Source organism: Micromonospora sp. SL4-19 (assembly GCF_047921475.1).
Lineage (GTDB): Bacteria > Actinomycetota > Actinomycetes > Mycobacteriales > Micromonosporaceae > Micromonospora.
This window is the reverse complement of the sequence record NZ_JBLROB010000002.1, coordinates 1-22,141: the sequence shown is the minus strand read 5'-3', so window position 1 is coordinate 22,141 and position 22,141 is coordinate 1. Positions and strand designations below refer to the sequence as shown.

The 22,141-nt window shown below is 73.3% G+C and carries 27 protein-coding genes and 1 pseudogene; 16 read left to right on the top strand and 12 right to left on the bottom strand.

Features of this window, described 5'->3' with window-relative positions:
* Nucleotides 1-182: 182 nt before the first annotated feature.
* From ACNAVT_RS03965 to ACNAVT_RS03950, 4 genes are all read right to left on the bottom strand, one after another.
* Nucleotides 183-1,142, bottom strand: a complete 960-nt coding sequence (locus tag ACNAVT_RS03965) for an electron transfer flavoprotein subunit alpha/FixB family protein (RefSeq protein WP_416292917.1) — start codon at nucleotides 1,140-1,142, stop codon at nucleotides 183-185.
* Nucleotides 1,143-1,154: 12 nt separating this feature from the next.
* Nucleotides 1,155-1,934: an electron transfer flavoprotein subunit beta/FixA family protein gene (locus tag ACNAVT_RS03960; RefSeq protein ID WP_416292915.1), complete on the bottom strand. Its 780-nt coding sequence runs from the start codon at nucleotides 1,932-1,934 to the stop codon at nucleotides 1,155-1,157.
* A 387-nt stretch (nucleotides 1,935-2,321) separates the two neighbouring features.
* The gene (locus tag ACNAVT_RS03955) at nucleotides 2,322-2,726 is read right to left on the bottom strand and encodes a hypothetical protein (RefSeq protein ID WP_416292914.1); all 405 of its coding nucleotides are present in this window, start codon (nucleotides 2,724-2,726) and stop codon (nucleotides 2,322-2,324) included.
* 2 nt (nucleotides 2,727-2,728) lie between these two features.
* Nucleotides 2,729-3,526 carry a GNAT family N-acetyltransferase gene (locus tag ACNAVT_RS03950; RefSeq protein WP_416292912.1) on the bottom strand — a complete coding sequence of 266 codons (798 nt, stop codon included), beginning with the start codon at nucleotides 3,524-3,526 and terminating at the stop codon, nucleotides 2,729-2,731.
* Between the two features lie 41 nt (nucleotides 3,527-3,567).
* Here ACNAVT_RS03950 and ACNAVT_RS03945 point away from each other — a divergent pair, with 41 nt between their 5' ends.
* The 3 genes from ACNAVT_RS03945 to ACNAVT_RS03935 are packed head-to-tail and all read left to right on the top strand — an operon-like array spanning nucleotide 3,568 to nucleotide 4,683.
* A complete protein-coding gene (locus ACNAVT_RS03945; protein WP_416292911.1) occupies nucleotides 3,568-3,954 on the top strand; it encodes a YidH family protein in 387 nt (128 codons plus the stop codon).
* Nucleotides 3,951-4,250: a DUF202 domain-containing protein gene (locus ACNAVT_RS03940; RefSeq protein ID WP_416292909.1), complete on the top strand. Its 300-nt coding sequence runs from the start codon at nucleotides 3,951-3,953 to the stop codon at nucleotides 4,248-4,250. Before ACNAVT_RS03945 ends, ACNAVT_RS03940 begins: the two co-directional genes overlap by 4 nt.
* Nucleotides 4,251-4,278: 28 nt before the next feature.
* Nucleotides 4,279-4,683, top strand: coding sequence for a PLD nuclease N-terminal domain-containing protein (locus ACNAVT_RS03935; protein WP_416292908.1), 405 nt, complete (start codon nucleotides 4,279-4,281; stop codon nucleotides 4,681-4,683).
* 3 nt (nucleotides 4,684-4,686) lie between these two features.
* On the opposite strand, the gene ACNAVT_RS03930 is transcribed toward ACNAVT_RS03935, so the two are convergent.
* Complete coding sequence (locus ACNAVT_RS03930) at nucleotides 4,687-6,309, bottom strand: acetolactate synthase (RefSeq protein ID WP_416292907.1); 1,623 nt, start codon at nucleotides 6,307-6,309, stop codon at nucleotides 4,687-4,689.
* Between the two features lie 106 nt (nucleotides 6,310-6,415).
* Complete coding sequence (locus ACNAVT_RS03925; RefSeq protein WP_416292905.1) at nucleotides 6,416-7,189, bottom strand: enoyl-CoA hydratase-related protein; 774 nt, start codon at nucleotides 7,187-7,189, stop codon at nucleotides 6,416-6,418.
* A gap of 98 nt (nucleotides 7,190-7,287) precedes the next feature.
* On the opposite strand from ACNAVT_RS03925, the gene ACNAVT_RS03920 reads away from it, so the two are divergent.
* Nucleotides 7,288-7,800, top strand: a complete 513-nt coding sequence (locus ACNAVT_RS03920; protein ID WP_416292903.1) for a DUF6232 family protein — start codon at nucleotides 7,288-7,290, stop codon at nucleotides 7,798-7,800.
* Here ACNAVT_RS03920 and ACNAVT_RS03915 read toward each other — a convergent pair.
* On the bottom strand, nucleotides 7,746-8,177 hold the full coding sequence (locus ACNAVT_RS03915) for a nuclear transport factor 2 family protein (protein ID WP_416292901.1): 432 nt from the start codon (nucleotides 8,175-8,177) through the stop codon (nucleotides 7,746-7,748). The two genes, ACNAVT_RS03920 and ACNAVT_RS03915, sit on opposite strands and share 55 nt — an antisense overlap.
* Before the next feature lie 107 nt (nucleotides 8,178-8,284).
* Between ACNAVT_RS03915 and ACNAVT_RS03910 the strand changes: the two genes are divergently transcribed.
* A complete protein-coding gene (locus ACNAVT_RS03910) occupies nucleotides 8,285-8,767 on the top strand; it encodes a DUF6232 family protein (RefSeq protein ID WP_416292899.1) in 483 nt (160 codons plus the stop codon).
* Between the two features lie 60 nt (nucleotides 8,768-8,827).
* Nucleotides 8,828-8,956, top strand: a pseudogene (locus ACNAVT_RS03905) (helix-turn-helix domain-containing protein); the annotation flags it as partial.
* A gap of 19 nt (nucleotides 8,957-8,975) precedes the next feature.
* Here ACNAVT_RS03905 and ACNAVT_RS03900 read toward each other — a convergent pair.
* Together ACNAVT_RS03900 and ACNAVT_RS03895 are read right to left on the bottom strand one after the other, a co-directional pair.
* Nucleotides 8,976-9,875 carry a ribokinase gene (locus ACNAVT_RS03900; protein ID WP_416292897.1) on the bottom strand — a complete coding sequence of 300 codons (900 nt, stop codon included), beginning with the start codon at nucleotides 9,873-9,875 and terminating at the stop codon, nucleotides 8,976-8,978.
* Nucleotides 9,876-9,891: 16 nt separating this feature from the next.
* Nucleotides 9,892-10,791, bottom strand: a complete 900-nt coding sequence (locus tag ACNAVT_RS03895; protein WP_416293564.1) for an ABC transporter ATP-binding protein — start codon at nucleotides 10,789-10,791, stop codon at nucleotides 9,892-9,894.
* 75 nt (nucleotides 10,792-10,866) lie between these two features.
* Between ACNAVT_RS03895 and ACNAVT_RS03890 the strand changes: the two genes are divergently transcribed.
* Together ACNAVT_RS03890 and ACNAVT_RS03885 are read left to right on the top strand one after the other, a co-directional pair.
* Nucleotides 10,867-11,886, top strand: a complete 1,020-nt coding sequence (locus ACNAVT_RS03890) for an ABC transporter ATP-binding protein (RefSeq protein ID WP_416292895.1) — start codon at nucleotides 10,867-10,869, stop codon at nucleotides 11,884-11,886.
* Nucleotides 11,883-12,896: an ABC transporter permease subunit gene (locus ACNAVT_RS03885; protein WP_416292894.1), complete on the top strand. Its 1,014-nt coding sequence runs from the start codon at nucleotides 11,883-11,885 to the stop codon at nucleotides 12,894-12,896. The genes ACNAVT_RS03890 and ACNAVT_RS03885 overlap by 4 nt, the downstream gene beginning before the upstream one ends.
* Nucleotides 12,897-13,010: 114 nt before the next feature.
* Here ACNAVT_RS03885 and ACNAVT_RS03880 read toward each other — a convergent pair whose 3' ends face one another.
* Nucleotides 13,011-14,186 (bottom strand): ROK family transcriptional regulator, encoded by a 1,176-nt coding sequence (locus tag ACNAVT_RS03880; RefSeq protein WP_416292893.1) that lies wholly within the window; start codon nucleotides 14,184-14,186, stop codon nucleotides 13,011-13,013.
* 123 nt (nucleotides 14,187-14,309) lie between these two features.
* Here ACNAVT_RS03880 and ACNAVT_RS03875 point away from each other — a divergent pair, with 123 nt between their 5' ends.
* The 4 genes from ACNAVT_RS03875 to ACNAVT_RS03860 all read left to right on the top strand — a co-directional run bounded on the left by ACNAVT_RS03875 (nucleotide 14,310) and on the right by ACNAVT_RS03860 (nucleotide 17,522).
* Nucleotides 14,310-15,761, top strand: a complete 1,452-nt coding sequence (locus tag ACNAVT_RS03875) for a glycoside hydrolase family 3 protein (RefSeq protein WP_416292892.1) — start codon at nucleotides 14,310-14,312, stop codon at nucleotides 15,759-15,761.
* 144 nt (nucleotides 15,762-15,905) lie between these two features.
* Nucleotides 15,906-16,388 (top strand): hypothetical protein, encoded by a 483-nt coding sequence (locus ACNAVT_RS03870; protein ID WP_416292890.1) that lies wholly within the window; start codon nucleotides 15,906-15,908, stop codon nucleotides 16,386-16,388.
* Nucleotides 16,385-16,882 (top strand): thiol-disulfide oxidoreductase DCC family protein, encoded by a 498-nt coding sequence (locus tag ACNAVT_RS03865; RefSeq protein WP_416292889.1) that lies wholly within the window; start codon nucleotides 16,385-16,387, stop codon nucleotides 16,880-16,882. The genes ACNAVT_RS03870 and ACNAVT_RS03865 overlap by 4 nt, the downstream gene beginning before the upstream one ends.
* Nucleotides 16,818-17,522 carry a TetR family transcriptional regulator gene (locus ACNAVT_RS03860; RefSeq protein WP_416292888.1) on the top strand — a complete coding sequence of 235 codons (705 nt, stop codon included), beginning with the start codon at nucleotides 16,818-16,820 and terminating at the stop codon, nucleotides 17,520-17,522. The genes ACNAVT_RS03865 and ACNAVT_RS03860 overlap by 65 nt, the downstream gene beginning before the upstream one ends.
* 19 nt (nucleotides 17,523-17,541) lie before the next feature.
* On the opposite strand, the gene ACNAVT_RS03855 is transcribed toward ACNAVT_RS03860, so the two are convergent.
* The gene (locus tag ACNAVT_RS03855; protein WP_416292886.1) at nucleotides 17,542-18,207 is read right to left on the bottom strand and encodes a GNAT family N-acetyltransferase; all 666 of its coding nucleotides are present in this window, start codon (nucleotides 18,205-18,207) and stop codon (nucleotides 17,542-17,544) included.
* 184 nt (nucleotides 18,208-18,391) lie between these two features.
* Between ACNAVT_RS03855 and ACNAVT_RS03850 the strand changes: the two genes are divergently transcribed.
* The 4 genes from ACNAVT_RS03850 to ACNAVT_RS03835 all read left to right on the top strand — a co-directional run bounded on the left by ACNAVT_RS03850 (nucleotide 18,392) and on the right by ACNAVT_RS03835 (nucleotide 21,002).
* Nucleotides 18,392-19,087, top strand: a complete 696-nt coding sequence (locus ACNAVT_RS03850; protein ID WP_416292884.1) for a response regulator transcription factor — start codon at nucleotides 18,392-18,394, stop codon at nucleotides 19,085-19,087.
* Nucleotides 19,080-20,108, top strand: coding sequence for a sensor histidine kinase (locus ACNAVT_RS03845; RefSeq protein WP_416292883.1), 1,029 nt, complete (start codon nucleotides 19,080-19,082; stop codon nucleotides 20,106-20,108). Before ACNAVT_RS03850 ends, ACNAVT_RS03845 begins: the two co-directional genes overlap by 8 nt.
* A gap of 63 nt (nucleotides 20,109-20,171) precedes the next feature.
* Complete coding sequence (locus ACNAVT_RS03840) at nucleotides 20,172-20,357, top strand: DNA repair protein (protein WP_416292881.1); 186 nt, start codon at nucleotides 20,172-20,174, stop codon at nucleotides 20,355-20,357.
* Nucleotides 20,358-20,483: 126 nt separating this feature from the next.
* Nucleotides 20,484-21,002: a hypothetical protein gene (locus ACNAVT_RS03835; RefSeq protein WP_416292879.1), complete on the top strand. Its 519-nt coding sequence runs from the start codon at nucleotides 20,484-20,486 to the stop codon at nucleotides 21,000-21,002.
* Nucleotides 21,003-21,054: 52 nt separating this feature from the next.
* Here the strand turns inward: ACNAVT_RS03835 and ACNAVT_RS03830 are convergent, their stop codons facing one another.
* Nucleotides 21,055-21,786, bottom strand: coding sequence for a Clp protease N-terminal domain-containing protein (locus tag ACNAVT_RS03830; protein WP_416292877.1), 732 nt, complete (start codon nucleotides 21,784-21,786; stop codon nucleotides 21,055-21,057).
* Nucleotides 21,787-22,141 lie beyond the last annotated feature (355 nt).

Here is a 22,141-nt window from a genome sequence, read left to right as displayed (position 1 = left end):
GACCGCCCCTCGCGCACCGGGACCGGTTTGTCGATCCCGGGACGTCGCGAACGTCTCCGGTAGGTACGCTGAGCTACGACGACCAGCCCGCCCGTTCCAGCGACGGTGTCGCTGAGGGCGCCCTGACGGGCTGATCGGCGGGCCGGCTCAGCTCCCCGGCCCGCCGATCAGCTCCCGTTCACTCACTTCCGCTTACGGATCTCCTCGGCGGCCTGCGGGACGACCTTGAACAGGTCCCCGACCACGCCGAAGTCGGCCAGCTCGAAGATCGGCGCCTCGGCGTCCTTGTTCACCGCGACGATGGTCTTGGAGGTCTGCATGCCGGCCCGGTGCTGGATCGCGCCGGAGATGCCCAGCGCGACGTAGAGCTGCGGGGAGACGGTCTTGCCGGTCTGGCCCACCTGGAACTGGTGCGGGTAGAAGCCGGAGTCGACCGCCGCGCGGGACGCGCCGACGGCGCCGCCGAGCAGGTCGGCCAGCTCCTCGACCAGCTTGAAGTTGTCGGCGTTGCCGACCCCGCGGCCGCCGGACACGACGACCGACGCCTCGGTGAGCTCGGGGCGGGTGCCCTTCTGCTCGGCGACCCGCTCGACCACCCTGGCCAGCTTGTCGGCCGCACCGACGGACACGGTGAGCTGCTCGACGGCCGGCGTGGCCGGGGCCGGGGCCGGAGTGAGCGAGTTCGGCCGGACGGTGACCAGCGGCAGGCCCTTGGTGACCTTGGACTTGACGATGGTCGAGCCGGCGAAGGCGACCTGGGTCGCGGTGCCGTCGGCGGCCAGGGCGACCACGTCGGTCAGGATGCCGTTGTCCAGCTTCACGGCCAGCCGGGCGGCGATCTCCTTGCCCTCCTGGGACGAGGCGAGCAGCACCGCGGCCGGCTGCACCCGAGCGACCAGCTCGGCCAGCACGGTGGCCTTCGGGGCCACCAGGTAGCCGTCGATCTCCTCGCCCTCGGCGGCGTAGACCTTCTCCGCGCCGTACTCGCCGAGCTTCGCGCTCAGCGCCTCGCCGGCCCCGGCGCCACCGAGCACGACCGCGCTCGGCGTGCCCAGCTCGCGGGCGAGGGTGAGCATCTCGAGGGTGACCTTCTTGACGCCGAACTCCCGGGTGGCTTCGACGACGACGAGAACCTCAGACATGACTCAGACCTCTCACACGAACTTCTCGGTGGCGAGGAACTCGACCAGCTTCACGCCGCCCTCGCCCTCGTCGGTGATCTTCGCGCCGCCGGAACGCGGCGGCCGCTTGGTGTGCTCCAGCACCGCGCTGGTCGCGCCGTCGAAGCCGACCTCGGACGCGGCGACGCCGAGGTCACCCAGGGACAGCGTCTGCACCGGCTTCTTCTTCGCGGCCATGATGCCCTTGAACGACGGGTAGCGCGGCTCGTTGATGGTGTCCCACACCGAAACCACGGCCGGGGTCGAGGCGGTGACCACCTCGTAGCCCTCCTCGGTCTGCCGCTCGACGGTCAGCGTCGAGCCGTCGACGGTGAGCTTGCGAGCACCGGTCAGGGCCGCGACGCCCAGCCGCTCGGCGATCATGTGCGGCATGACCTGGACCCGGCCGTCGGTTGACTCGGCACCACAGATCACCAGGTCCGCGCCCAGCTGCCCGAGGGCGGCGGCGAGCACCTTCGAGGTGGTCACGGCGCAGGAACCGTGCAGGGCGTCGTCCACCACGTGCACGGCCTTGTCCGGGCCCATCGACAGCGCCTTACGGATCGACTCGGTCGCCCGGTCCGGACCCATGGTCAGGATGGTGACCTCGCCGCCGTGGGCTTCCTTGATCTTCAACGCCTCTTCGATGGCGTACTCGTCCATCTCATTGATGACGTTGTTCGCCGAACCGCGGTCGACGGTGTTGTCGTCAGAACGCAGGTTGCGGTCCGCGCCCGAATCAGGCACCTGCTTGACGAGTACGACGATGTTCATCGCGCTTCGACGACCCTCCTGTTTGGTGTTGCGATCACTCGCCCGGTCACGGCCGCAGCCTCCCGCGTGACTTAACGATCGGTCAACTGCGGGCTGTTGTGCGGTTGCCCACGGGCAATGTTACCCACAAGTAGCATAGCCCTTCCGAAGTCCCAGAGTGACACAGCTCACCCGGGGTCCGCGCGCCGGGTAAGCTTCCAAATCGGGAGGTGACGCAAATGTCGGAAATCAGCATTTCGGCGGCCGCGCGGGGCGCGGCGGGAGTTGCGCGCACCCCCCGCCGGCCCTGTCGCCGGATGATCCCGGAGACCTACCGGTGCGCCTGCGGCCGGGTCCGTGACCGCTGCGTCCGGGCCAGTGTCCGGGCGCTCTGGTCCGCCGAGTCGATCAGGCGGACGCGGCCAACGCATTCCTGATCTTGTCGAGGGCCGTCGCCTCGGCGGGCGACATGCCGCGGTGAGCCTGCGCCACCCGATCGGCCGCGGTCAGCACCACCGACCGGTACGCCTCGACGTCCCCCGGCGACTTCGCCCGGAGGATCTCCACCGCCCGGCCCAGCGCCGGCAGCACCATCGCCTCGATCTCCAGCGCGGAGTCCCGGGGCAACTCCGGCAGCGGGCCGGTGGTCAGCGCCTCCTTCACCACCCCGCTGGCGCCGGCGAGCGCGTCGGAGGCCGCGAAGCTCTCCCGCACCAGGGCCAGCATCCCGGGCTCGGCGTTGGAGACCAGGAAGACGGCGCCGAAGGCCCCGGTCTTGAGGATCAGCCGCTCGTCCGCCGTCAACGGTTCCATGATCACGGAGTGTAGACGTACGGGGTGGTCGTGGTGACCGCAACGAGCCCGAGCCGCCCCAGGATCGGACGGCTGTCCGGGGAGCAGTCCACCTGCACCAGCGCCTTGCCCCGCTGCTCGGCCAGCCGCGCCCGGTACGCCACCAGCGCCCGGTAGATGCCCTTCTTGCGCCACTCCGGCAGGGTCGAGCCGCCCCACAGGCTGGCGAAGCCGGTCCCGCGTTGATAGCGCACCCAGCCCGCGCTGACCACCCTTTCGCCCGCCTCGGCCACCACCACCGTGATCGACTGCGGGTCCGTCTCGATCTCCCTGGCCAGCCCGGTCACCAGGTGGCTGCGGTCGGCGTGCCAGACCGCCTCCTCCATCGCGCGGATCCGCTCCAGGTCCTCCCGGGCGGTCACCTCGCGCAGGCGTACCCCCTCGGGCAGGACCGGGACGGCGGCGGCCAGGGCCGCGACCGGGCCGACCATGACGGTCTCCAGGTCCTCCGGCACGAAGCCGGCGGCGCGCAGCCGGTCCCCCAGGTCGGCCGGCTCGTCGTGTCCGGCGAGCTTCCACTCGACGGACTCGCCGCGGGCACGAAAGAACTCGACCTGCCGGGCGATCAGTGCGTCCAGTTCCGTGCCGGCCAGCCCGTCCAGGGTGCGGTAGGTGAGGAAGCCGCCATGGTCCAGGCCGACGACGCGGAACAGCGGCCCGTCCCGGTCGACGGTCACTCCCGCAGGCACCGGGTCCGGAATCTCCGGGCGGATCTGTGCGTCATAGGCGTCCCGCAGGCTTCGCGGATCAAGATCAGTCATCCTCCCAGACTATGCACCGGGCAAAGCGGATAATCGACGACGTGTGGGAGGCGATCAGGCGCTGGTTCGACCCGCGCGAGCTGCGATCGGTCGGCAGTACGCCGGACTACCGCTTCTCGCTGGCCAACGAGCGGACCTTCCTGGCCTGGCTGCGTACCGGCCTCGCGCTGATCGCCGGCGGGCTGGCCGCCGCGCAGTTCCTGCCCCCGCTCCCCCTGGCCCACCTACGCGAGGCGATCGCCGTCGCGCTGCTGCTGCTCGGCGCCACGGTCGCGGTAAGGGCGGTCGACCACTGGGCGCGTACCGAGCGGGCGATCCGGCTAAGCGAGGAGCTGCCCGCCTCCCGCTTCCCGGCGATCCTGGCGATGGCCGTCGCGCTGGGCGCGCTGTTGCTGGTGGTCGCGGTCCTCGCCCGGGCGATCCGATGACCGGCGACCCCGGACTCCAGCCGGAACGGACCCGGCTGGCCTGGCGGCGTACGCTGCTGGCGCTCACCGGGGTCACCGTGCTGCTGGTCCGGCTGGCGCTCACCGGTGATCTCACCAGCGTGCTGCTGGCCGGGCTCGCCCTGCTGACCTGGCTCGGCACGCTCGCCGCGAACTGGCGACGGGCCACCGGCACCGGGCCACGGTGGGCGCAGCGCTGGTCGTTCCCGTTGACCGCGCTGGCCGCCGCCGGTTTCGCGCTGCTCGGCGTCGTGCTGGTGGGACGCGGGCTGCGCTGACCGGCACCGCTGGTCCATGATGTCCGGCATGGCTCGCCTGTACGGACTCCTCTTCCTCGCCCAGATCGTGCTCGCCGTCTGCGCGCTGATCAGCTGTCTCTCCGCCGAGGAGGGTGAGATCCGGGCCCTGCCCCGGGTCGCCTGGGTGCTGATCATCCTGTTCTTCCCGCTGGTCGGTTCGATCGCCTGGTTCGTCGCCGGCCGGGAACCGACCGCCCGCCGACCCCGCACCGCCTGGCCGATGGGGAACGGGTTCTCCGAGCAGGACCGCCGACCCGTGGCACCGGACGACGATCCGGAGTTCCTGTCCTCCCTCGCCGAGCGGAGCCGGCGGGAGGACCAGGAACGCCTGCGCCGCTGGGAGGAGGACCTGCGCCGACGCGAGGAGGAGCTGCGCCGCCAGGACGGCGACCGGGACCGCCCGGAGGTGTGAGGATCAGGCCAGGTTCGACGAGCGGGGGTACGCGTCGGCCGGGTCGGTCAGGACGTTGACCAGGTACGGCACGCCGGCGTCGAAGGCACGGGCCAGGGCCGGGCCGAGGTCGGTGGCCTTCTCCACCGTCTCGCCGGCACCGCCGAGCGCCTCGACCACCTTGTCGTAGCGCAGGCCGGGCTGGAGGTCGGCGGCCACGTCGTAGCCGTACATGGCCCGCATCGGGTGCTTCTCCAGGCCCCAGATGCCGTTGTTGCCGACCACGATGACCACCGGGAGCTGCTGGCGGACCAGGGACTCCACGTCCATCAGCGAGAAGCCGGCGGCGCCGTCGCCCATCAGCACGCAGATCTGCCGGTCGGGGTGGCTGACCCGGGCCCCCATCGCATAGCCCATGCCGGTGCCGAGGCAGCCGTACGGGCCGGGGTCGAGCCAGGTGCCGGGCTGGGCCGGCTCCAGGTAGCGGCCGGCGTACGAGACGAAGTCGCCGCCGTCGCCGATGGTGATCGCGTCGGCGGCGAGCACCCTGCGCAGCTCGCCGTAGACCCGGGCCGGCCGGATCGGGTCGGTCTCGGCGGCCATCTCCTCGGCGTCGCGGGCCTTCGCGGCGTCCTCGGCGGTACGCAGCTGGGCGATCCAGTCGGCGTGGTCGGCCCGGTCGCCGGGGTGCTCGGCGAAGGCGGTGAGGATGAGCCGCAGGTCGCCGGCGGGGCTGGCGGCCGGCAGGACGTGCCCGGCGCGCTGGCTGGGCGCGTCGACGACGTGCACGACCTTCGCGTCGCCGAAGTCGCCGAAGCTGAGCCGGAAGTCCAGCGGGGTGCCGACCACCACGACCACGTCGGCGCCGGAGAGGGCGACCCGGCGGGCCTTGGCGAAGGCGAGGGGGTGCGCCGGCGGCAACGCGCCCCGGCCCATGCCGTTGGTGAAGACCGGCACCTGGAGGGACTCGGCGACGGCACGCAGGGCGTCGATCGCGTCGCCCGCGTACACGTCGGAGCCGGCGATGATCACTGGCCGGGACGCGCCGGCGATCAGGCCGGCGGCCTTCGCGACCTCGTCCGGGTCGGCCTCGACCGGGGCGATCGGGGTGACGGCCGGCAGGTCGGCGTCGCCGACGGAGAAGACCGCTTCGAGGGGGAAGTCGAGGAAGGCCGGGCCGCGGTGCGGGGTGAGCGCCGCGGTGAGCGCGGCGGTGACCGCACCCGGGATGTCGTCGGCGGTGAACACCGTCGCGGCGTGCTTGGTGACCGGGGCGACCAGCGGCAGGTGGTCCATCTCCTGGAGGCTGCCGGAGCCCCAACGGAACTGCGGGGCCCGCCCACCGAGCACCAGCACCGGGGAGGCGTTGAAGAACGCGCTGGTCAGGCCGGAGACGCCGTTGGTGACGCCGGGACCGGCGGTGAGCACGGCGAGGCCGGGGCGGCGCTGGAGCTTCGCCACCGCCTCGGCGGCGAAGACGGCGGATTGCTCGTGCCGCACGTCGTAGATCGGGAAGCCGGTCCGGTGCGCGGCGTCGTAGAGCGGGAAGACGTGCCCGCCGGAGAGGGTGAACATCTCCCGTACGCCGTGCGCCCGCAGCGCCGCCAGCGCCAGTTCGCCGCCGTGCCCCTCGACTCGTTCCGGCATCGCCACTCCCCTTCGTCCCAGGACCGGCATCACACGTTACTGGTCGGTAGTCACGATGGGAACCGCTCTCGGGTAGGCGGCGGTGCGCCGCCTACCCGGTCAGCGATCAGCGGCCGGTGAAGTCGGGCTTGCGCTTCTCGACGAACGCGGCCATGCCCTCGCGCCGGTCGTCGGTGGCGAAGAGCGCCGCGAAGAGCTGGCTCTCCCAGGCCAGGCCCGAGTTGAGGTCCATGTCCAGGCCGCCGTCGACGGCCGCCTTGGCCGCTCGCAGGGCCTGCACCGGGCCGGTCAGGAACGGCTTCACGTAGGCGACCGCGGCGTCGTAGACCTCGGCGGCGGGGACCACCCGGTCGGCCAGGCCGATCCGCAGCGCCTCCGCCGCGTCGATCATCCGCCCCGTCATGATCAGGTCCTTGGCCCGGGCCGGGCCGACCAGACGGGCCAGCCGCTGGGTGCCACCGGCGCCCGGGATGATGCCGAGCCTGATCTCCGGCTGGCCGAGCTTGGCGTCCTCGGCCACGATCCGCCAGTCACAGGCCAGGGCCAGCTCGCAGCCGCCGCCCAGGGCGTATCCGGTGATCGCGGCGACCACCGGCTTCGGGATCCGGGCGATCGCGCCGAGCGCGCTGGACAGGTCGGCGGCCCGCTCCGCCATGTCCACGTAGGACATGTCGGCCATCTCCTTGATGTCCGCGCCGGCGGCGAAGACCTTCTCGCCGCCGTACACGATGACCGCGCGGACCTCGGCGTCTGCGGTGGCGGCGGCCGCGGCGGCGCGCAACTCCTCCTGCACCTGGGTGTTGAGCGCGTTCATCGGCGGCCGCTCCAGGCGGATGGTGCCGATGCCGTCCTTGACTTCCAGCCTGACGAACTCGCCCACGCTGCCCTCACTTCCTCGTCGAAGTCGCGTGCCAACCTTACGGCCCGGCTCGTTGGGGTAGACAGTGTGGTGTCCGTCCCGACACCCGGAGTGCAGCCATGATCACGTACTACGACGACCGGTCGGTGCAGGTCACCTCCACCGCCGTCCAGGTGGACGGGCGGACCTACCCGCTCGCGGAACTGGGCATGGTGTGGCACCGGCGGGGCAGCCGCTCCTGGCGGGTGCTCGCCGGTCGCGGCGCGATCGGCGCGGCCCTCGCCGGGCCGCTCGTGGCCGCCGTGTGCGGCATCGGGCTCGCGCTCTGGCTGCACCGCTCCGCCGTGGTCACCCTGGCCATCGTCGGGGCCTCGGTGCTGGTCGGCCTCGGGGTCGGCCCGCTCGCCGACGTCCTCTTCGAACACCTCGACCGGTCGTACGCCCGGGGCAGCCGGGAGCTGGAGATCTGGGCGCGCTGGCGCGGCCAGCCGGTGCGGCTGCTGCACACCGGCGACGCGCTGCGCTTCGGCCAGATCTACCGGGCGGTGCAGCGGGCGATGGAGCAGGCGCCCCGACGTCAGAAGGTGATCGGCTCGTCCGGCAGCAGCCCGAGGCCGCGAAGCAGGCCGTAGGTGTCCTGCTCGCCCCAGAACTGGACGATCCGGCCGCCGGCCAGCCGGTACATCTTGCAGGCGCTCTGCACCGTGGTGGCCCCCGTCGCGTCCCGTCGGTACGTCTGCGCCATCGAGACCACCACCCGGTCCTCGGCCGCGAAGATCTCCAGGATCTCCTGGTCGATCACGGTGAGCCCGGGCGAGGAAACGGCCCCCTCCGGATAGCGCCGGCCGCGCACCGCCGTGCCGGACCCGTAGATCTCCACGTCCTCGGCGACCACCTCGGCCAGCTCGGCCAGGTCCTTGGTGACGAAGGTCCGCAGGTATCTCCGGACCACCTCGACGTTGCGCTCCTGCTCGGTCACGGCCGCCTCGGCACCGCTCCGGTCCGCCATGTTCGGGACGCTACCCGACCGGGGTCCTCTCCGCCGACCGGAACGACCGCCGCCGCACGGCCGCGACGGCATCGGCCGGGCTTGATTCCGGGTGGTTAGGCTAAGTGATGACGCTCTATTACCGGGACGACGCGGTGCAGGTCACCTCCGAGGCCATCCACGCCGGCGGGCACGTCGTCAGGCTCGCCGACGTCACGTACGTCTGGCACGCGCGCGGCGCGACCACGCCAGCCGTACGCGGGCGGGTCCTCGGCCGGGGCGTGCTGGTCCTGCTCCTCTCGCTGCCGCCGCTGGTGGCCCTGGTCTGCGTGATCTCGCTGGCCTGGGCGGCGCAGGACCGGGGCGACTGGAAGTTGGCGCTCATCATCCTCGGCGCCTTCGTGGTCGTCGGCCTGGTGCTGACCCCGTTCCTGGAACTGCCGCTCGGCTGGCTGGACCGCTCCTACGAGCGGGGCAGCCGGGTGCACGAACTGTGGGTGCAGCACCACGGGCGGGAGGTGATGCTGCTGCGCACGCCTGACGCGTTACGGTTCGGGCAGATCTACCGGGCCGTGCAACGCGCCGTCGAGCAGCGCAGTGAGCATCGGTGACCGCGCGGCGGCGGTCAGTCGCGCGGGGCTCAGCAGTCGCAGGCCACGGCGGTGCGGGGCGCGGCGGTGGCGGAGATCGCCGTGGCGGTGGGCTTCGACAGTCCGGTCACCTTCCGGCACCACTTCGGCCGGACGATGCGAACCTCGCCCTCGGCGTACCGGCGGGCGTTCCGGGCCGGCGCGGCGTAGCGGCTCCGGGCGGGGCAGCTCAGACCGGCGGGAGGTACAGCTCCTCGATCTCGACCCGGCGGGGCAGCGCCACCGAGGCGCCGAGCCGGCGTACGCAGGCCGCCCCGGCCGCCGCCGCCCAGTGCACCGCGTCGACCAGGTCCCGCCCCTCGCCCCAGGCCACGGCGAGGGCGGCGGTGAAGGCGTCCCCGGCGGCGGTGGAGTCCACCACGTCGACCTTCACCGCCGGGACGTGCACCCGTGCGCCGTCCCGGTCGACGTACCAGGCACCGTCGCCGCCGAGCGTGAGCACCGCCCGGGGCACCAGGTCGAGCAGCGCCGCGGGCTCGTCCCGGCCCCGTCCGGTGAGCGTCTGCGCCTCGGTCTCGTTGACCACCAGCAGGTCCACCGCGGCAAGCAGCTCCGCCGGCACCGGCCGGGCCGGTGCCGCGTTGAGCACCACCCGGGTGCCGGCCCCGCGGGCCGTGACGGCCGCCTCGGTCACCGTCTCGACCGGCACCTCCAGCTGCGCCAGCAGCACGTCCGCCTCGCGTACGGCGTGCAGCTCGCCCTCGGTGAGACCGGTGAACGCGTCATTGGCGCCGGGCACGACGAGGATGACGTTCTCCCCCGCCCCGCCGACCATGACCAGGGCGACGCCCGAGGCCCCGTACACCACCCGGAGCTGGCTGGCGTCGACGCCGGCCGCGGTGATCCGGGCCTTGAGCGTGACCCCGAAGGCGTCCGAGCCGATCGCGCCGAGGAAGACGCAGGACGCACCGGCGCGCACCGCGGCAACGGCCTGGTTGGCGCCCTTGCCGCCGGGCAGCATCACGAAGTCGCTGCCGAGCACGGTCTCCCCCGGGCGGGGCAGCGTGGCGGCGGTGCCGACCAGGTCCATGTTGGCGCTGCCCACCACGGCGACCCGGGTCTGCGGCACGGTGGTCCTCCTCCGCTCAGGCGGCGCGGGCGGTCCAGCGGTCGCCGGAGCGTTCGACGACCAGGGGCAGGCCGAAGGTCTTCGACAGATTGTCGGCGGTGAGCGTGTCGGCGAGCAGTCCCTGGGCCACCACGCCGCCCTCGCGCAGCAGCATCGCGTGGCTGAACCCGGGCGGGATCTCCTCGACGTGGTGGGTGACCAGCACCAGGGCCGGGGCGTCCGGGTCGTATGCCAGCTCGGCGAGCCGGCCGACCAGGTCCTCGCGCCCACCAAGGTCGAGCCCGGCGGCCGGCTCGTCGAGGAGCAGCAGCTCGGGGTCGGTCATCAGGGCCCGGGCGATCTGCGTCCGCTTGCGCTCCCCCTCGGACAGCGTGCCGTAGGCCCGGTCGGCGAGGTGGCCGATGCCGAGCTGGCCGAGCAGCGCGTGCGCGCGGGCCTCGTCGGCGCGGTCGTAGCTCTCCCGCCAGCGGCCCACCACCGACCAGGCCGCGGTGACCACGACGTCGACGACCCGCTCGTCGACGGGGATCCGCTCGGCCAGCGTGGCGGTGGAGTGGCCGATCCGCGTCCGCAGCTCGTTGACGTCGGTGCGGCCGATCCGCTCGCCGAGGACGTGTGCGGTGCCGGTGGTCGGGTGCAGCCGGCCGGCGGCCAGGTTGAGCAGGGTGCTCTTGCCGGCGCCGTTCGGACCGAGCACCACCCAGCGTTCGTCCAGCTCGACGCGCCAGTCGATGTCGTGCACCAGCGCGGTTCCGGAGCGCTTGACGCCGACCCCGTCCAGGCTGACCACCAGATCCGCGTCCACGGTCGAGTGGTTGGCGGGGGCGCCGGCGGCGCCGGGGATCAGGTCACCAGTCACCTGTCCATCCAACCATGCAGCAGGGGTGCTGCCCCCCACGGGCGGCCCCGCCACCATAGGGTGGGGCGCCGTGTCGTTGGTCACCACAACCGGAGGATCGTTCATGCCCCACCGCTGCCAGGAGCCGCACTGATGAGCGCGGTCATCGAGATCTCCGGCCTGCACAAGACCTTCCACACCCTGCGCCAGGGGCGCCAGGTCGCCGTGGACGGCTTCGACCTGCTGGTGGAGGCCGGGCAGGTCCACGGGTTCCTCGGGCCGAACGGCTCGGGCAAGACCACCACGCTGCGCGCCCTGCTCGGGCTGGTGCGCGCCGACGGTGGGCGGATGAGCGTGCTCGGGGCCACCTCCCCGCAGCGGCTGCCCGAGGTGGCGGGTCGGGTCGGCGCGATCGTGGAGAGCCCGCAGTTCTTCGGCAACTTCACCGCCCGCCGTACGCTGCGGCTGCTGGCCCGGGCCGGGGGCGTGCCCACCACCCGGGTCGACGAGGTGCTGGAGCAGGTCGGCCTGCGGGACCGGAGCGAGGAGCGGGTCAAGGGCTACTCGCTGGGCATGAAGCAACGGCTGGCGGTGGCGTCGGCGCTGTTGAAGCAGCCGGAGCTGCTGATCCTCGACGAGCCGGCGAACGGCCTGGACCCGGCCGGTATCCGGGAGATGCGGGACCTGATGCGGTCGCTGTCCGCGGCCGGGGTGACCGTCCTGCTCTCCAGCCACATCCTCGCCGAGATCCAGCTCATCTGCGACCACGTGACGATCATCAGCCGTGGCCGGCGGGTGGCGCACGGGCGGGTGGACGAGGTGCTGTCGGGCTTCGACCGGCACGAGTGGCAGGTCCGGGTGGCCGAGCCGGAGCGCGCCGCGGAGCTGCTGGGCCGCTCCGGGATGTCGGTCACCGCCCACCCCGACCACCTGGTGGTCGCCGGGGTCGACGAGCCGGAGCTGATCAGCCGCACGCTCGGCGAGCAGGGCCTCTGGGTGCGCGAGCTGGTCCCGCTCCGTCCGGACCTGGAGTCCGTCTTCCTGGAGCTGACCGGCACCACCCCGCACCCGAGCCTGCCCCATCAGGTGGGCTGGTCGGCAGGGCCACCGGCCGACCCCGACGACGTGGTGATCGATCTCGACGCGCGCGAGAACCGGGAGGTGGACGCGTGAACCTGGTCCGAGCCGAGCTGGAGCGGCTGACCGCCCGCCGCTTCGTGCAACTGATGGTGGTGCTGCTGCTCGTCGCCTTCGCGGTGACCGCGGCGACCACGCTGGCCGGGTCGCACCAGCCCACGCCGGCCGAGGTGAGCCAGGCCCAGGCGCAGGCCGCGCAGCAGCGGATGGAGCTCGAGGCCCAACACAACCGGTGCCTGGACATCAAGGCCGGGAAGGTGGAGGCGCAGGAAAACGATTACGTCCCTATGGACTGTGCCGAGCTGGACCCGGCCCTGATGGAGCATCCGCCGATCGCGGCGGACTACCTCGACGGGGTGTTCACCTTCGCCACCGAGGCCCTGCCGCTGCTCTACTTCCTCGTCGCGTTCCTGGTGCTCTTCGGGTTCCTGGTCGGGGCCTCCTACATCGGCGCCGACCTGAACTCGGGTGGGGTGGTCAACCTGCTGCTGTGGCGGCCACGCCGCTGGGCGGTGCTCGGCGCCAAGCTGGGTGCGCTGCTCGGCGCGCTGCTGGTGCTCTCCGCGGTGGCGTCGGCGGCGTACCTGGGGGTGTTCTGGCTGATCGGCCAGACGGCGGGGCTGCCCGGGCAGCTCGACGGGGAGTTCTGGGGGTCGCTGGGGGCCACTTACGGGCGGGGCCTAGTGCTGGTGCTGCTCGCCGCGGCGCTCGGTTTCGCCATCGCCACCGTGGGCCGGCACACCGCGGCCGCGCTCGGCGCGGTCGCCGCCTACCTGGTGGTGTGGGAACTGGGTGCCCGGCTGGTGCTGCAGATCCTCGACGCCGCCCGCCCGGACCAGTGGATGCTCTCCACCTATCTGGCCGCCTGGCTGAACGGCGAGATCCGGCTCCTCGACAGCCAAGCCTGCCGTGTGGTTGACGCGAGCAGCTTCTGCGACGGCACCTACACGCTGGGCTGGGGGGTGGGCCTGGCGGTGCTGCTCGGGTTGACGGTCGTGCTGGTCGGGGCCGCCTTCGCCGTGTTCCGCCGCCGCGACCTGATCTGAGGGACGTGCCGGTACGGCCCGCAGGCCGGGGCCGTACCGGCAAGTCCTTGCAGCGGTTCTCCGGTTCGTGAAGAATTCCTTCACATGGCGGCGCGGGCGGGCAGTGGCGGACGGTCAGCCGACCGTCGAACCGAACACCTCGTCACGTACCGCGTCCAGGGCGGTGCGCAGCGCGCCCCGCAGGATCGGCTCCTCGCTCAGCCCGGTGACGACCACCCGAGGCCGGACCAGGGTGATCGCGGCGACCTCGTGCTGCACCCGCTCGGCCAGCGCCGCGCCGCCCGCCTGGCCCACCTCGCCGGCGAGCACCACCAGCGGCGGGTCGAGCACCACGCAGGTGCTCGCCACCCCGAGGGCCAGTCGGCGGGCCAACTCGTCCAGCATCGGCCCGCCGGCAGTGCCTGCGGCGATCGCGAGGCGCACCGCCTCGGCGGCGTTCTCCGCGGCGAACCCGTGCTCGGCGGCCACCGCGGCGACCGCGTCGGCGCCCGCGAGCTGCTGGAACGCCGGCTTGGTCCGCTTCGAGACGTCCCGTGGGATGGGTACGCCGGGCACCGGCAGGTAGCCGATCTCGCCGGCCGCCCCGCTGCTGCCATGGTGCAGCCGGCCGCCGAGCACGATCGCCAGACCGACGCCCGCGCCCACCCAGACCAGCACGAAGTCCGACACGCCCTGGGCCGCACCGGACTGGGCCTCGGCGACGGCGGCCAGGTTGACGTCGTTCTCGAAGACCACCGGGATGTGCAGGTCCTCGCGGAGCGCGGCGAGCAGGCCGCGGTGCCAGCGCGGCAGGTTGAACGCGAAGGTGATGTCGCCGGTGGCCGGGTCGACCAGGCCGGGGGTGCCCAGCACGACCCGCCGCACGCTGGACAGCTCCGCGCCGGCGCTGCTCGCCGCCTGGACCACCGCGTTGTGCACCACGCCCACCGGATCGTCGGTGTCCTTGGTGGACTGTTCCACCCGCCCGATGATCGCGCCGGTGATGTCGGCGCAGGCAGCCACCACGCGCTCGGCGCCGACATCCACGCCGACCACGTACGCGCTGCTCGGACGGACCGCGTAGAGCTGGGCGTTCGGGCCCCGCCCGCCGGCCTGCTCGCCGACCCGGGTGACCAGACCGCGCTCCTCCAGCCGCTCCACCAGCTGCGACGCGGTGACCTTGGAGAGCCCGGTCAGCTCGCCGAGCCGGGCCCGGGTGAGCGGCCCGCGTTCGAGCAGCAGCTCCAGCGCCGCACGGTCGTTGAGCGCGCGTAACAGGCGGGGGGTGCCGGGCAGCCGGGTCGCACTCATGCCACGTCCTCTATTTTCAGTAAAGTTTGCTAACCACAAAAAGGCCTGCACAGGGGTGTCCGCTAGCGTATCGGCCGCTCCGATCCGGAGTCGTCGGACGACTCGGCAGGGAAAGGGGAACTCGTGGGGTTGGATCCAGGACTCCGCCGGCTCGCGCTGGGCACGCTGCTGGCCGCGTACCCGGGACCGGTCCCGCCCGACTGGGCGGTGGACCTGCTCGCCGACGGGCTCGCCGGGCACACCCTGTTCGGCACCAACATCCACGACCCGGCACAGGTGGCGGCGAGCACCGCCGCGCTGCGCGCCGGCCGCCCGGACGCGATCCTCGCGATCGACGAGGAGGGCGGCGACGTCACCCGGCTGGCCCACGCCGCCGGCAGCCCGTACCCGGGCAACGCCGCGCTCGGCGCGGTCGACGACGTGACGCTGACCCGCCAGGTGTACGCGGCGATCGGGGCGGAACTCGCGGCGCTCGGCGTCACCGTCGACCTGGCTCCGACCGTCGACGTGAACAGCGCCGACGAGAACCCGGTGATCGGCACCCGCTCGTTCGGCGCCGACCCGGCCCGGGTGGCCGCCCATTCGGGGGCCGCGGTCGCCGGTCTCCAGGCCGTCGGCGTGGCCGCCTGCGCCAAGCACTTCCCCGGCCACGGCGCGACCGTCGCCGACTCCCACTACGAGCTGCCCACCGTCGACGTGCCGGCGGCGGTGCTCCGCGAGCGCGACCTGCCGCCGTTCGCCGCGGTGATCGACGCCGGGGTACGAGCGATCATGACCGCGCACATCCGGGTACCGGAGCTGACCGGCGACGGCCCGGCCACGTTCAGCCGGGCGGTCCTGGTCGACCTGCTGCGCGGCGAGTACGGCTTCACCGGCACGGTGATCACCGACGCGCTCGAGATGAGGGGCGCCGCGCTGGCCGCCGGCGGGGTGGGTCCGGCTGCCGTACGCGCCCTGGCCGCCGGCGCGGACCTGCTCTGCATCGGCGCCAAGGTCGACGCCGACCTGGTGGAACAGGTGGTCGAGGAGATCGTCGGCGCGCTCGGCGACGGCCGGCTGGACCGGCTCCGGGTCGAGGAGGCGGCCGGTCGGGTCGCCGAGCTGGCCACCTGGACCGAAGCCGTCGGCGTCCCGGCCCCGGGCCCCGAGGGCCTCGGCTACGCCGCCGCACTCCGGGCGGTACGCGTCGAGGGCGACGTCACCGGCCTGACCGCGCCACTGGTGGTGCAGGTCCACGCCACCTCGACCATCGCCGAGGGGCGGGTGCCGTGGGGGCTGGGCCCGCACCTCGCCCGGGCCGAGGAGGTCCGGGCGGTCGCCGGGGAGACCGACCCGGACGAGCTGCGCCAGCGGGCCGGGGACCGGCCGATCGTGCTGGTCGGCCGCCACCTGCACCGCCTGCCCGGAGCGCGGGAACTGGTCGAGGCGCTGGCCGCCGCTCATCCGGTGACCGTGGTGGAGATGGGCTGGCCGGGCGCCTGGCGTCCCACCGGGGCGCGCGCCTTCGTCACCACGTACGGCGCCAGCCACGCCAACGGCCGCGCGGCGGCGCAGGTGCTCGGCCTGGCCGGCTGAGCCCCGCCGCCCACCGGCCGACGTCGGGCCGCCCCGCTCACCGACGGGGGATGCGGGCCGGCCCGACGCGCTCTTGAACACGTTCAAAACCTGTCGTACGCTGAGCCCGACCTGAATTTGAACACGTTCAAGAAGGGCGACGAGATGGACGTGAAGGTCTGGATGTACCTGGCCTACCTCGCGGTCAGCATCGGTCTGACCGTCTGGGTGGCCCGGGCGCTCTCCCGCAACGGGCTGGTCTTCCTCGAGGACGTCTTCAGCGACAAGCGGCTGGCCAACGCGGTCAACAGCCTCCTGGTGGTCGGCTTCTACCTGCTCAACCTCGGCTACGTGACGGTGGCGATGAAGGAGGCCGCGCCGGTCGACACCACCAGCCAGGCGCTGGAGGAACTCTCCATGAAGGTCGGCCTGGTGCTGCTGGTGCTCGGCGCGCTGCACTTCTTCAACGTCTTCGCGCTCGGCCGGTACCGGCGCGGCCGACTCCGCCAGCAGGCGGCCGCCCATCCCCCGCTCGCCCCGGCGGGTCACCTGGCCGCGCCGCCCGGCCCCCGGCTGGCCGGCCCCGCCGGCCCGATCCCGGCCGGCGGTCCCGCACCGTCCGCCGGACCGACGCCGCTGGCACCGTGACCGTCGGGCCGGGCGGGCACCCGGCGGATCCCACCGGGCACGGGGCTGGTGGGATCCGCTGGTTCACCGTCCTCTACGACGCGCACTGCCCGGTGTGCCGGGCCGCCCGGCAGTGGCTCGCGTCCCGCGCCCAGCTCGTACCCCTGGAGTTCGTGCCGGCCGGCTCGGCGGAGGCCCGGCGGCGCTTCCCCGGGCTCGACCACGACGCGACGCTGCGGGACCTGACGGTGGTGGCCGACACCGGCGCGGTGTACGCCGGCGACGGTGCCTGGTTCGCCTGTCTCTGGTCGCTGGCGGACCACCGGTCGACGGCCGAGCGGCTGGCCCGCCCGCACCTGCTGCCGCTGGCCCGGCGGATGGTGGCGACCGCCTCCACGGTGCGCGAACTGGTCCGCCAGCCGCGGCCGGACCCGGGATACGGTGACGACGATGACCGAGCAGACTGCGACGACAGGTGCGGGTGGCCCGACCACCGGGGCGACCGCCCGGGGTGAGCAGACCCGGCAGCTGATCCTGGACACCGCGATGCGGCTGTTCCGCGAGCGGGGCTACGCGCGCACCACCATGCGCGCGATCGCCCAGGAGGCCGGCGTGGCGGTGGGCAATGCCTACTACTACTTCGACTCGAAGGAACACCTCATCCAGGGGTTCTACGCGGACACCCAGCACGAGCACCGGGCGGCGGCGGCGTCGGTGCTCGCCAGGGAGCGGGACTTCGCCGCCCGGTTGGCCGGGGTGCTGCACGCCGGCGTGGACGTGCTGACCCCGTACCACTCGTTCGCCGCCAGCTTCTTCAAGACGGCGGCCGAGCCGACCTCGCCGACCAGCCCGTTCTCGTCGGAGTCCGCCGGGCCCCGGGAGGCATCGGTCGCGCTGTTCCGGGAGGTGCTGGAGGGCTCCACCACCCGGGTGGACCCCGAGCTGCGTCCGGCGCTGCCGGAGCTGCTCTGGCTCGCATACATGGGCGTGGTCCTCTACTGGGTGCACGACCGCTCGCCGGATCAGGTGAAGACGCGGCAGCTGATCGACAACGCGGCGCCGCTGGTGGACCGGCTGGTGGGGCTGTCCCGGCTCCGGGTGCTGCGACCGGTGACCCGTCAGGTGCTCGCCCTCATCCGCACGCTGCGTCACTGACCTCCGCCGCCACCGGGCGTCAGGGCGGAAAGACCCCGTACGAGGTCCAGCCCCGGTCCGGGAAGCCGGCCGCCTCGGCCACCCGCGCGGAGGCCCTGTTGCCGAAGTCGTGCAGGTAGGTGGGGACGGCTCCCTCGTCGAGCACCCGCCGGGCCGCCTGTGCGACCAGCCGCCGGGCCAGGCCCCGCCCCCGGGCCGACGGCACCGTGCCGACGGCCAGCTCGTGCCCGTGCGCGTCGTGCCGCTTGATCCCGGCACCGGCGAGGTAGCGCCCGTCGGCGTCGCGTACCACCAGCACCTCACGGTCGAAGAGCCGCAACCAGGATGGCAACCCTGGCGTGGCAGGCGGAATCCACTCGCCGACATCGGGCAGCGGTGCCGGGGCGGTGCTCCAACGGAACAGGCCGGTCTGGGTGGCGAACTCCGGCGACCCGACCGCGGCCGGCAGGGTGGCCAGCAGTTCCTCGGCCGACCGCCCGTGGGCGAGGGCCCGGACCGTGGTGATCCGGTCCGGCGGCACGGAGAGGATCGTGCACCCGGGTGACCCGACCGCGATGGCCGGCCGCAGCCGGCCGTCCCACGCCGGCCGGGCGCGGCGGCGTGAGCGGACCACGTGCAGCCCGGGGCCGGCCGGCCACTGTCCCAGCCAGGTCGCCAGGTGCAGGAACAACCGCCGGTCGAGCACCGGGGCACACCTCCTCACCCGCCGGGTCGTCGCGCCACGCCTCGTGATCACGCTACGCCCGACCCGGTCCATGGCCCGGCGCCGGGCGAGGCCCGTCCGGCCGGACCACGCCAACCGTAAGGCCATCGCAATAGATCAACCACCCACCCGCCGATACGCTGGCCCCCACGACGGGGAGGTGGCCGTGGCGCAGCGGGTCCTGGTGGTCGACGACGACCGGACGGTCGCCGACGTGGTCTGCCGGTATCTGGAGCACGCCGGCTACGAGGTCAGCCACGTCGGGGACGGGTCTGCCGCGCTCGCCGCCGTGGCCCGCCGCCCGCCGCACCTGGTGGTGCTCGACCTGATGCTGCCCGTGCTGGACGGGCTGGAGGTCTGCCGGCGGCTGCGGGAGCGGCCGGACGGCGTACCCATCGTCATGCTGACCGCGCGCGGCGACGAGGCCGATCGGATCCTCGGCCTGCAGCTGGGCGCGGACGACTACCTCGGTAAGCCGTTCTCTCCGCGCGAGCTGGTGCTGCGGGTCCGTTCGGTGTTGCGCCGGGCCGGCGGGGAGCCGGCCGGCGCACCCCCGCAGGTGCTGTCCGACGACGGCCTGGAGGTGGCGACCGGGCCCCGGGTGGCCCGGCTGCACGGCCAGGAACTCACCCTGACCTTGCGCGAGTTCGACCTGCTGGTGCATCTGATGCGGCACCCGGCTCGGGCGTTCCGCCGGGCCGAGCTGCTGGAGCGGGTGTGGGGGTGGAGCTTCGGCGACCAGTCGACGGTGACGGTCCACGTCCGACGGCTGCGGGAGAAGATCGAGGCCGATTCGGCCAGCCCGCGACGGATCGTCACCGTGTGGGGCGTCGGCTACCGGTACGAGCGGGCCGATGCGTGACCTGGCGCTGATCTTCGGGGTGGCGCTGATCGCCGCGCTCGGCGTCGGGCTGGCCGGCGCACTCGCCCTGCGGCTGCTGCGCGGCCGGTCGATCACCGGGCACATCTTCGTGCTGCTGACCATCACGGTGGGCGCGGTGGTCGCCGGGGTGGCGGTGGTGGCCGAGGCGATGTTCCTCTCTCCGCACGACCTGGAGGTGGTGCTGATCACCGTGTCGGCCGCGGCGGTGGTGAGCCTCGCGGTCGGCTGGCTCTTCGGCCGCCGGCTGGCCGCGGCGGCGGTCTGGGCGGTCCAGGCGCGCGAGCGGGAGCGACGGATCGAGAAGGGGCGCCGGGACCTGGTCGCCTGGGTCTCGCACGACCTGCGCACCCCGCTCGCCGGGCTGCGAGCGATGGCCGAGGCGCTGGAGGACGGGGTGGTCCGCGACCGGGAGACGGTGGACGAGTACCACCGCCGGATCCGGACGGAGACCGACCGGATGACCCGGCTGGTCGACGACCTGTTCGAGCTGTCTCGGATCAACGCGGGCGCGCTGCGGCTGTCGCTGTCCGCGGTGCCGCTCGGCGATGTGGTCTCGGACGCCCTGGCCAGCACCGCGCCGCTGGCGGCCGCGCGCCGGATCCGGCTGGTCGCCGCCGAGTCGGGCTGGCCGACGGTCACGGCGAGCGAACCGGAGCTGACCCGGGTGGTGGGCAACCTGCTGCTCAACGCGGTCCGCTACACCCCGGCGGACGGCACGGTGCGGGTGGACGCCGGCCGCGACTGCGACACCGCGTGGCTGGCGGTGGCGGACAGCTGCGGCGGTATCCCCGAGACGGACCTGCCCAGGCTGTTCGACGTGGCGTTCCGAGGCGAGCCGGCGCGGACGCCACGCCCCGGCAACGGTGGCGCCGAGGGGTCGGGCGGGCTGGGGCTGGCCATCGTGCGCGGGCTGGTTGAGGCGCACGGCGGGCGGGTAGATGTCCAGAACATCGCCGAGGGCTGCCGGTTCGTGATCCGGCTGCCGGCGGCGGGAACCTGACGCATCGATCGCACGTCATATTCGTGCCCATACATGTACAACTTTTCGGGGACGGTGATGGTCATGCCGAATCAGCCGAACGACCCGTACCAGCAGGACAGCGAGCGGGGCTGGCCGGCCGCCGAGGCCGTCGGGTGCCCGGCGCAGCCCCCGTACCGGGAGGCTCGGGCGAACGGAGCGCTCTCTTGGGCCGCGCTGAACGCGCTGCCGGCGCGCACCTCCACCCGGCGTGGCCTGAACGCCCGCTGACGCGGCGGAGGCGGGCGGGGAGCGAAAGGAACGACACACCCAGGCGCTCCAACCGGGCTTTCGCACATGTGTCGGGTAGCGTCTTCTGGTCCGAAATCCCGGCCTACGACAGGAGAAGCTCCGCGCATGGGCAAGAAGACGATCCACGTCTCCGACTTCAGCGGCACGGTGCTGCGCCCCGACGACGAGGTGGTCAAGGTCGTCGTGCTGGAGCACCCTGACCTGGTCGTCGGGCCCGTGCAGCTGGACGCCACCCCGGTCGAGGTGGAGAGCATCGACGATGCGGCGCTGGACGTGGCCGTGGTGGAGGTCCACGACCGGCACGGCGGGGGCGAACCGCGCCGGGTGGTGCTGACCGCCAGCGAGTTCGACGCCATGGCCACGGATGTGCCGATGGCGCAGTTGCTGCGCACCGCCGAGCGCGTCAGGCCGCCGAAGGCGCGGCGGAGCCCGGAGAAGGTCGACTACGGCACCATCGAGCACGCCGGAAAGCCCCACCGGGGCCGGGTCACCGAGGAGGAGGCCCGGCTGGTGCGGGAGCGCCTCGACGAGGTCAACAAGCGCCTCGCCGACGCCGGCGTCCGCCAGGTCGACCCGACCGACCCGGAGCACGCCGCGCGCTACGGCTTCCCCACCGCCGACTGACGTCCCGGTTTCCGGGCACCCGCCCCCGCGGCGAGTGCCCGGTGGGGCACAGTCAGGCCATCTTCCGGGCGATCTCGGCCAACGCGCCCCCGATCGCGGCCTCCATGGTGTCCTTCGCCAGGCCGAGGCCGGTGAGCACGCCGTCGCCGTCCTCCTCCTCGATCAGGGCGAGCAGGATGTGCTCGGTGCCGATGTAGTTGTGGCCGAGCCGGAGGGCCTCCCGGAACGTCAGCTCCAGCACCTTCTTGCCTCGCGCGTCGTAGGGGATCAGGTCCGGGACCTGCTCGGCCTTCGCCGACAGGGTCGCGGCGACCGTCTCCCGGAACCGCTCCGCGGACACGCCGGCGGCCTCGATCAGCCGGGGAGCCAGCGCGTTCGGGTCGACGAACAGGCCGAGGGCGAGGTGCCCGGGGCCGATCTCGGCGTTACCGGCGGCCCGCGCCTCCTCCTGCGAGGCCATCACCACGTTACGGGCCCGGGGAGTGAACCGGCCGAAGCCGGCGTTCGGGTCCAGGGCAGCCGCCGTCTCGGCCTTGGCGGCGGAACGCTTCTGGGCCGCCTGCTTGGTGACGCCCATGCTGTGGCCGATCTCCGTCCAGGAGGCACCGGACCGGCGGGCCTGGTCGACGAAGTGGCCGATCAGGTGGTCGGCGACGTCACCCAGGTGGTCGGCGACCAGGACGGCGTCGGCGAGCTGGTCCAGCGCATCGGTGTGCGCCTTCTTGATGCCCTCGATCAGGTCGTCGAGGCGTACGGGGTGGGTCATCTTCACGGGATCCGTCATGCGTCAACCATAGGTTGACGACCCTCCTCCGTCAACCTTGAGTTGACGCCCCCTCGCCAGGACTGCTCGTCTTACACCGCCGGCTGCCGTCCCCGCCCTGCCGGGTACGCGCCCCGAGCCGCGCACCCGGCCGGCGGTACCAGGTGTCGTCGGCGCCGCGATGGGCGCCGCCGTTCCAGCCCCAACCCTGCCCGCCAGGAACCGTGCGGGGCTCCCCCGAGCGGGGGATCCCGATCCCCCGCGGGCGGGTACGCCGCTGGCCGGCACCCCCATGCTGCGGGGTGCCGGCCAGCGGCGTTGCTCATGCTGCTCACATGTGTTGTCAGCTGTTCCAGTAGTGGGCGACCAGGTCGGC

Excerpts from the sequence above, each read along its gene's own strand:
- ACNAVT_RS03860 (WP_416292888.1), top strand. The coding sequence starts at position 16,818 with ATGACCGAGCAGACTGCGACGACAGGTGCGGGTGGCCCGACCACCGGG.
- ACNAVT_RS03960 (WP_416292915.1), bottom strand. The coding sequence starts at position 1,934 with ATGAACATCGTCGTACTCGTCAAGCAGGTGCCTGATTCGGGCGCGGAC.
- ACNAVT_RS03890 (WP_416292895.1), top strand. The coding sequence starts at position 10,867 with ATGAGCGCGGTCATCGAGATCTCCGGCCTGCACAAGACCTTCCACACC.
- ACNAVT_RS03920 (WP_416292903.1), top strand. The coding sequence starts at position 7,288 with ATGATCACGTACTACGACGACCGGTCGGTGCAGGTCACCTCCACCGCC.
- ACNAVT_RS03930 (WP_416292907.1), bottom strand. The coding sequence starts at position 6,309 with ATGCCGGAACGAGTCGAGGGGCACGGCGGCGAACTGGCGCTGGCGGCG.
- ACNAVT_RS03935 (WP_416292908.1), top strand. The coding sequence starts at position 4,279 with ATGGCTCGCCTGTACGGACTCCTCTTCCTCGCCCAGATCGTGCTCGCC.
- ACNAVT_RS03955 (WP_416292914.1), bottom strand. The coding sequence starts at position 2,726 with ATGGAACCGTTGACGGCGGACGAGCGGCTGATCCTCAAGACCGGGGCC.
- ACNAVT_RS03950 (WP_416292912.1), bottom strand. The coding sequence starts at position 3,526 with ATGACTGATCTTGATCCGCGAAGCCTGCGGGACGCCTATGACGCACAG.
- ACNAVT_RS03880 (WP_416292893.1), bottom strand. The coding sequence starts at position 14,186 with ATGAGTGCGACCCGGCTGCCCGGCACCCCCCGCCTGTTACGCGCGCTC.
- ACNAVT_RS03965 (WP_416292917.1), bottom strand. The coding sequence starts at position 1,142 with ATGTCTGAGGTTCTCGTCGTCGTCGAAGCCACCCGGGAGTTCGGCGTC.
- ACNAVT_RS03910 (WP_416292899.1), top strand. The coding sequence starts at position 8,285 with ATGACGCTCTATTACCGGGACGACGCGGTGCAGGTCACCTCCGAGGCC.
- ACNAVT_RS03940 (WP_416292909.1), top strand. The coding sequence starts at position 3,951 with ATGACCGGCGACCCCGGACTCCAGCCGGAACGGACCCGGCTGGCCTGG.
- ACNAVT_RS03845 (WP_416292883.1), top strand. The coding sequence starts at position 19,080 with ATGCGTGACCTGGCGCTGATCTTCGGGGTGGCGCTGATCGCCGCGCTC.
- ACNAVT_RS03840 (WP_416292881.1), top strand. The coding sequence starts at position 20,172 with ATGCCGAATCAGCCGAACGACCCGTACCAGCAGGACAGCGAGCGGGGC.
- ACNAVT_RS03870 (WP_416292890.1), top strand. The coding sequence starts at position 15,906 with ATGGACGTGAAGGTCTGGATGTACCTGGCCTACCTCGCGGTCAGCATC.
- ACNAVT_RS03895 (WP_416293564.1), bottom strand. The coding sequence starts at position 10,791 with ATGGTGGCGGGGCCGCCCGTGGGGGGCAGCACCCCTGCTGCATGGTTG.
- ACNAVT_RS03835 (WP_416292879.1), top strand. The coding sequence starts at position 20,484 with ATGGGCAAGAAGACGATCCACGTCTCCGACTTCAGCGGCACGGTGCTG.
- ACNAVT_RS03915 (WP_416292901.1), bottom strand. The coding sequence starts at position 8,177 with ATGGCGGACCGGAGCGGTGCCGAGGCGGCCGTGACCGAGCAGGAGCGC.
- ACNAVT_RS03830 (WP_416292877.1), bottom strand. The coding sequence starts at position 21,786 with ATGACGGATCCCGTGAAGATGACCCACCCCGTACGCCTCGACGACCTG.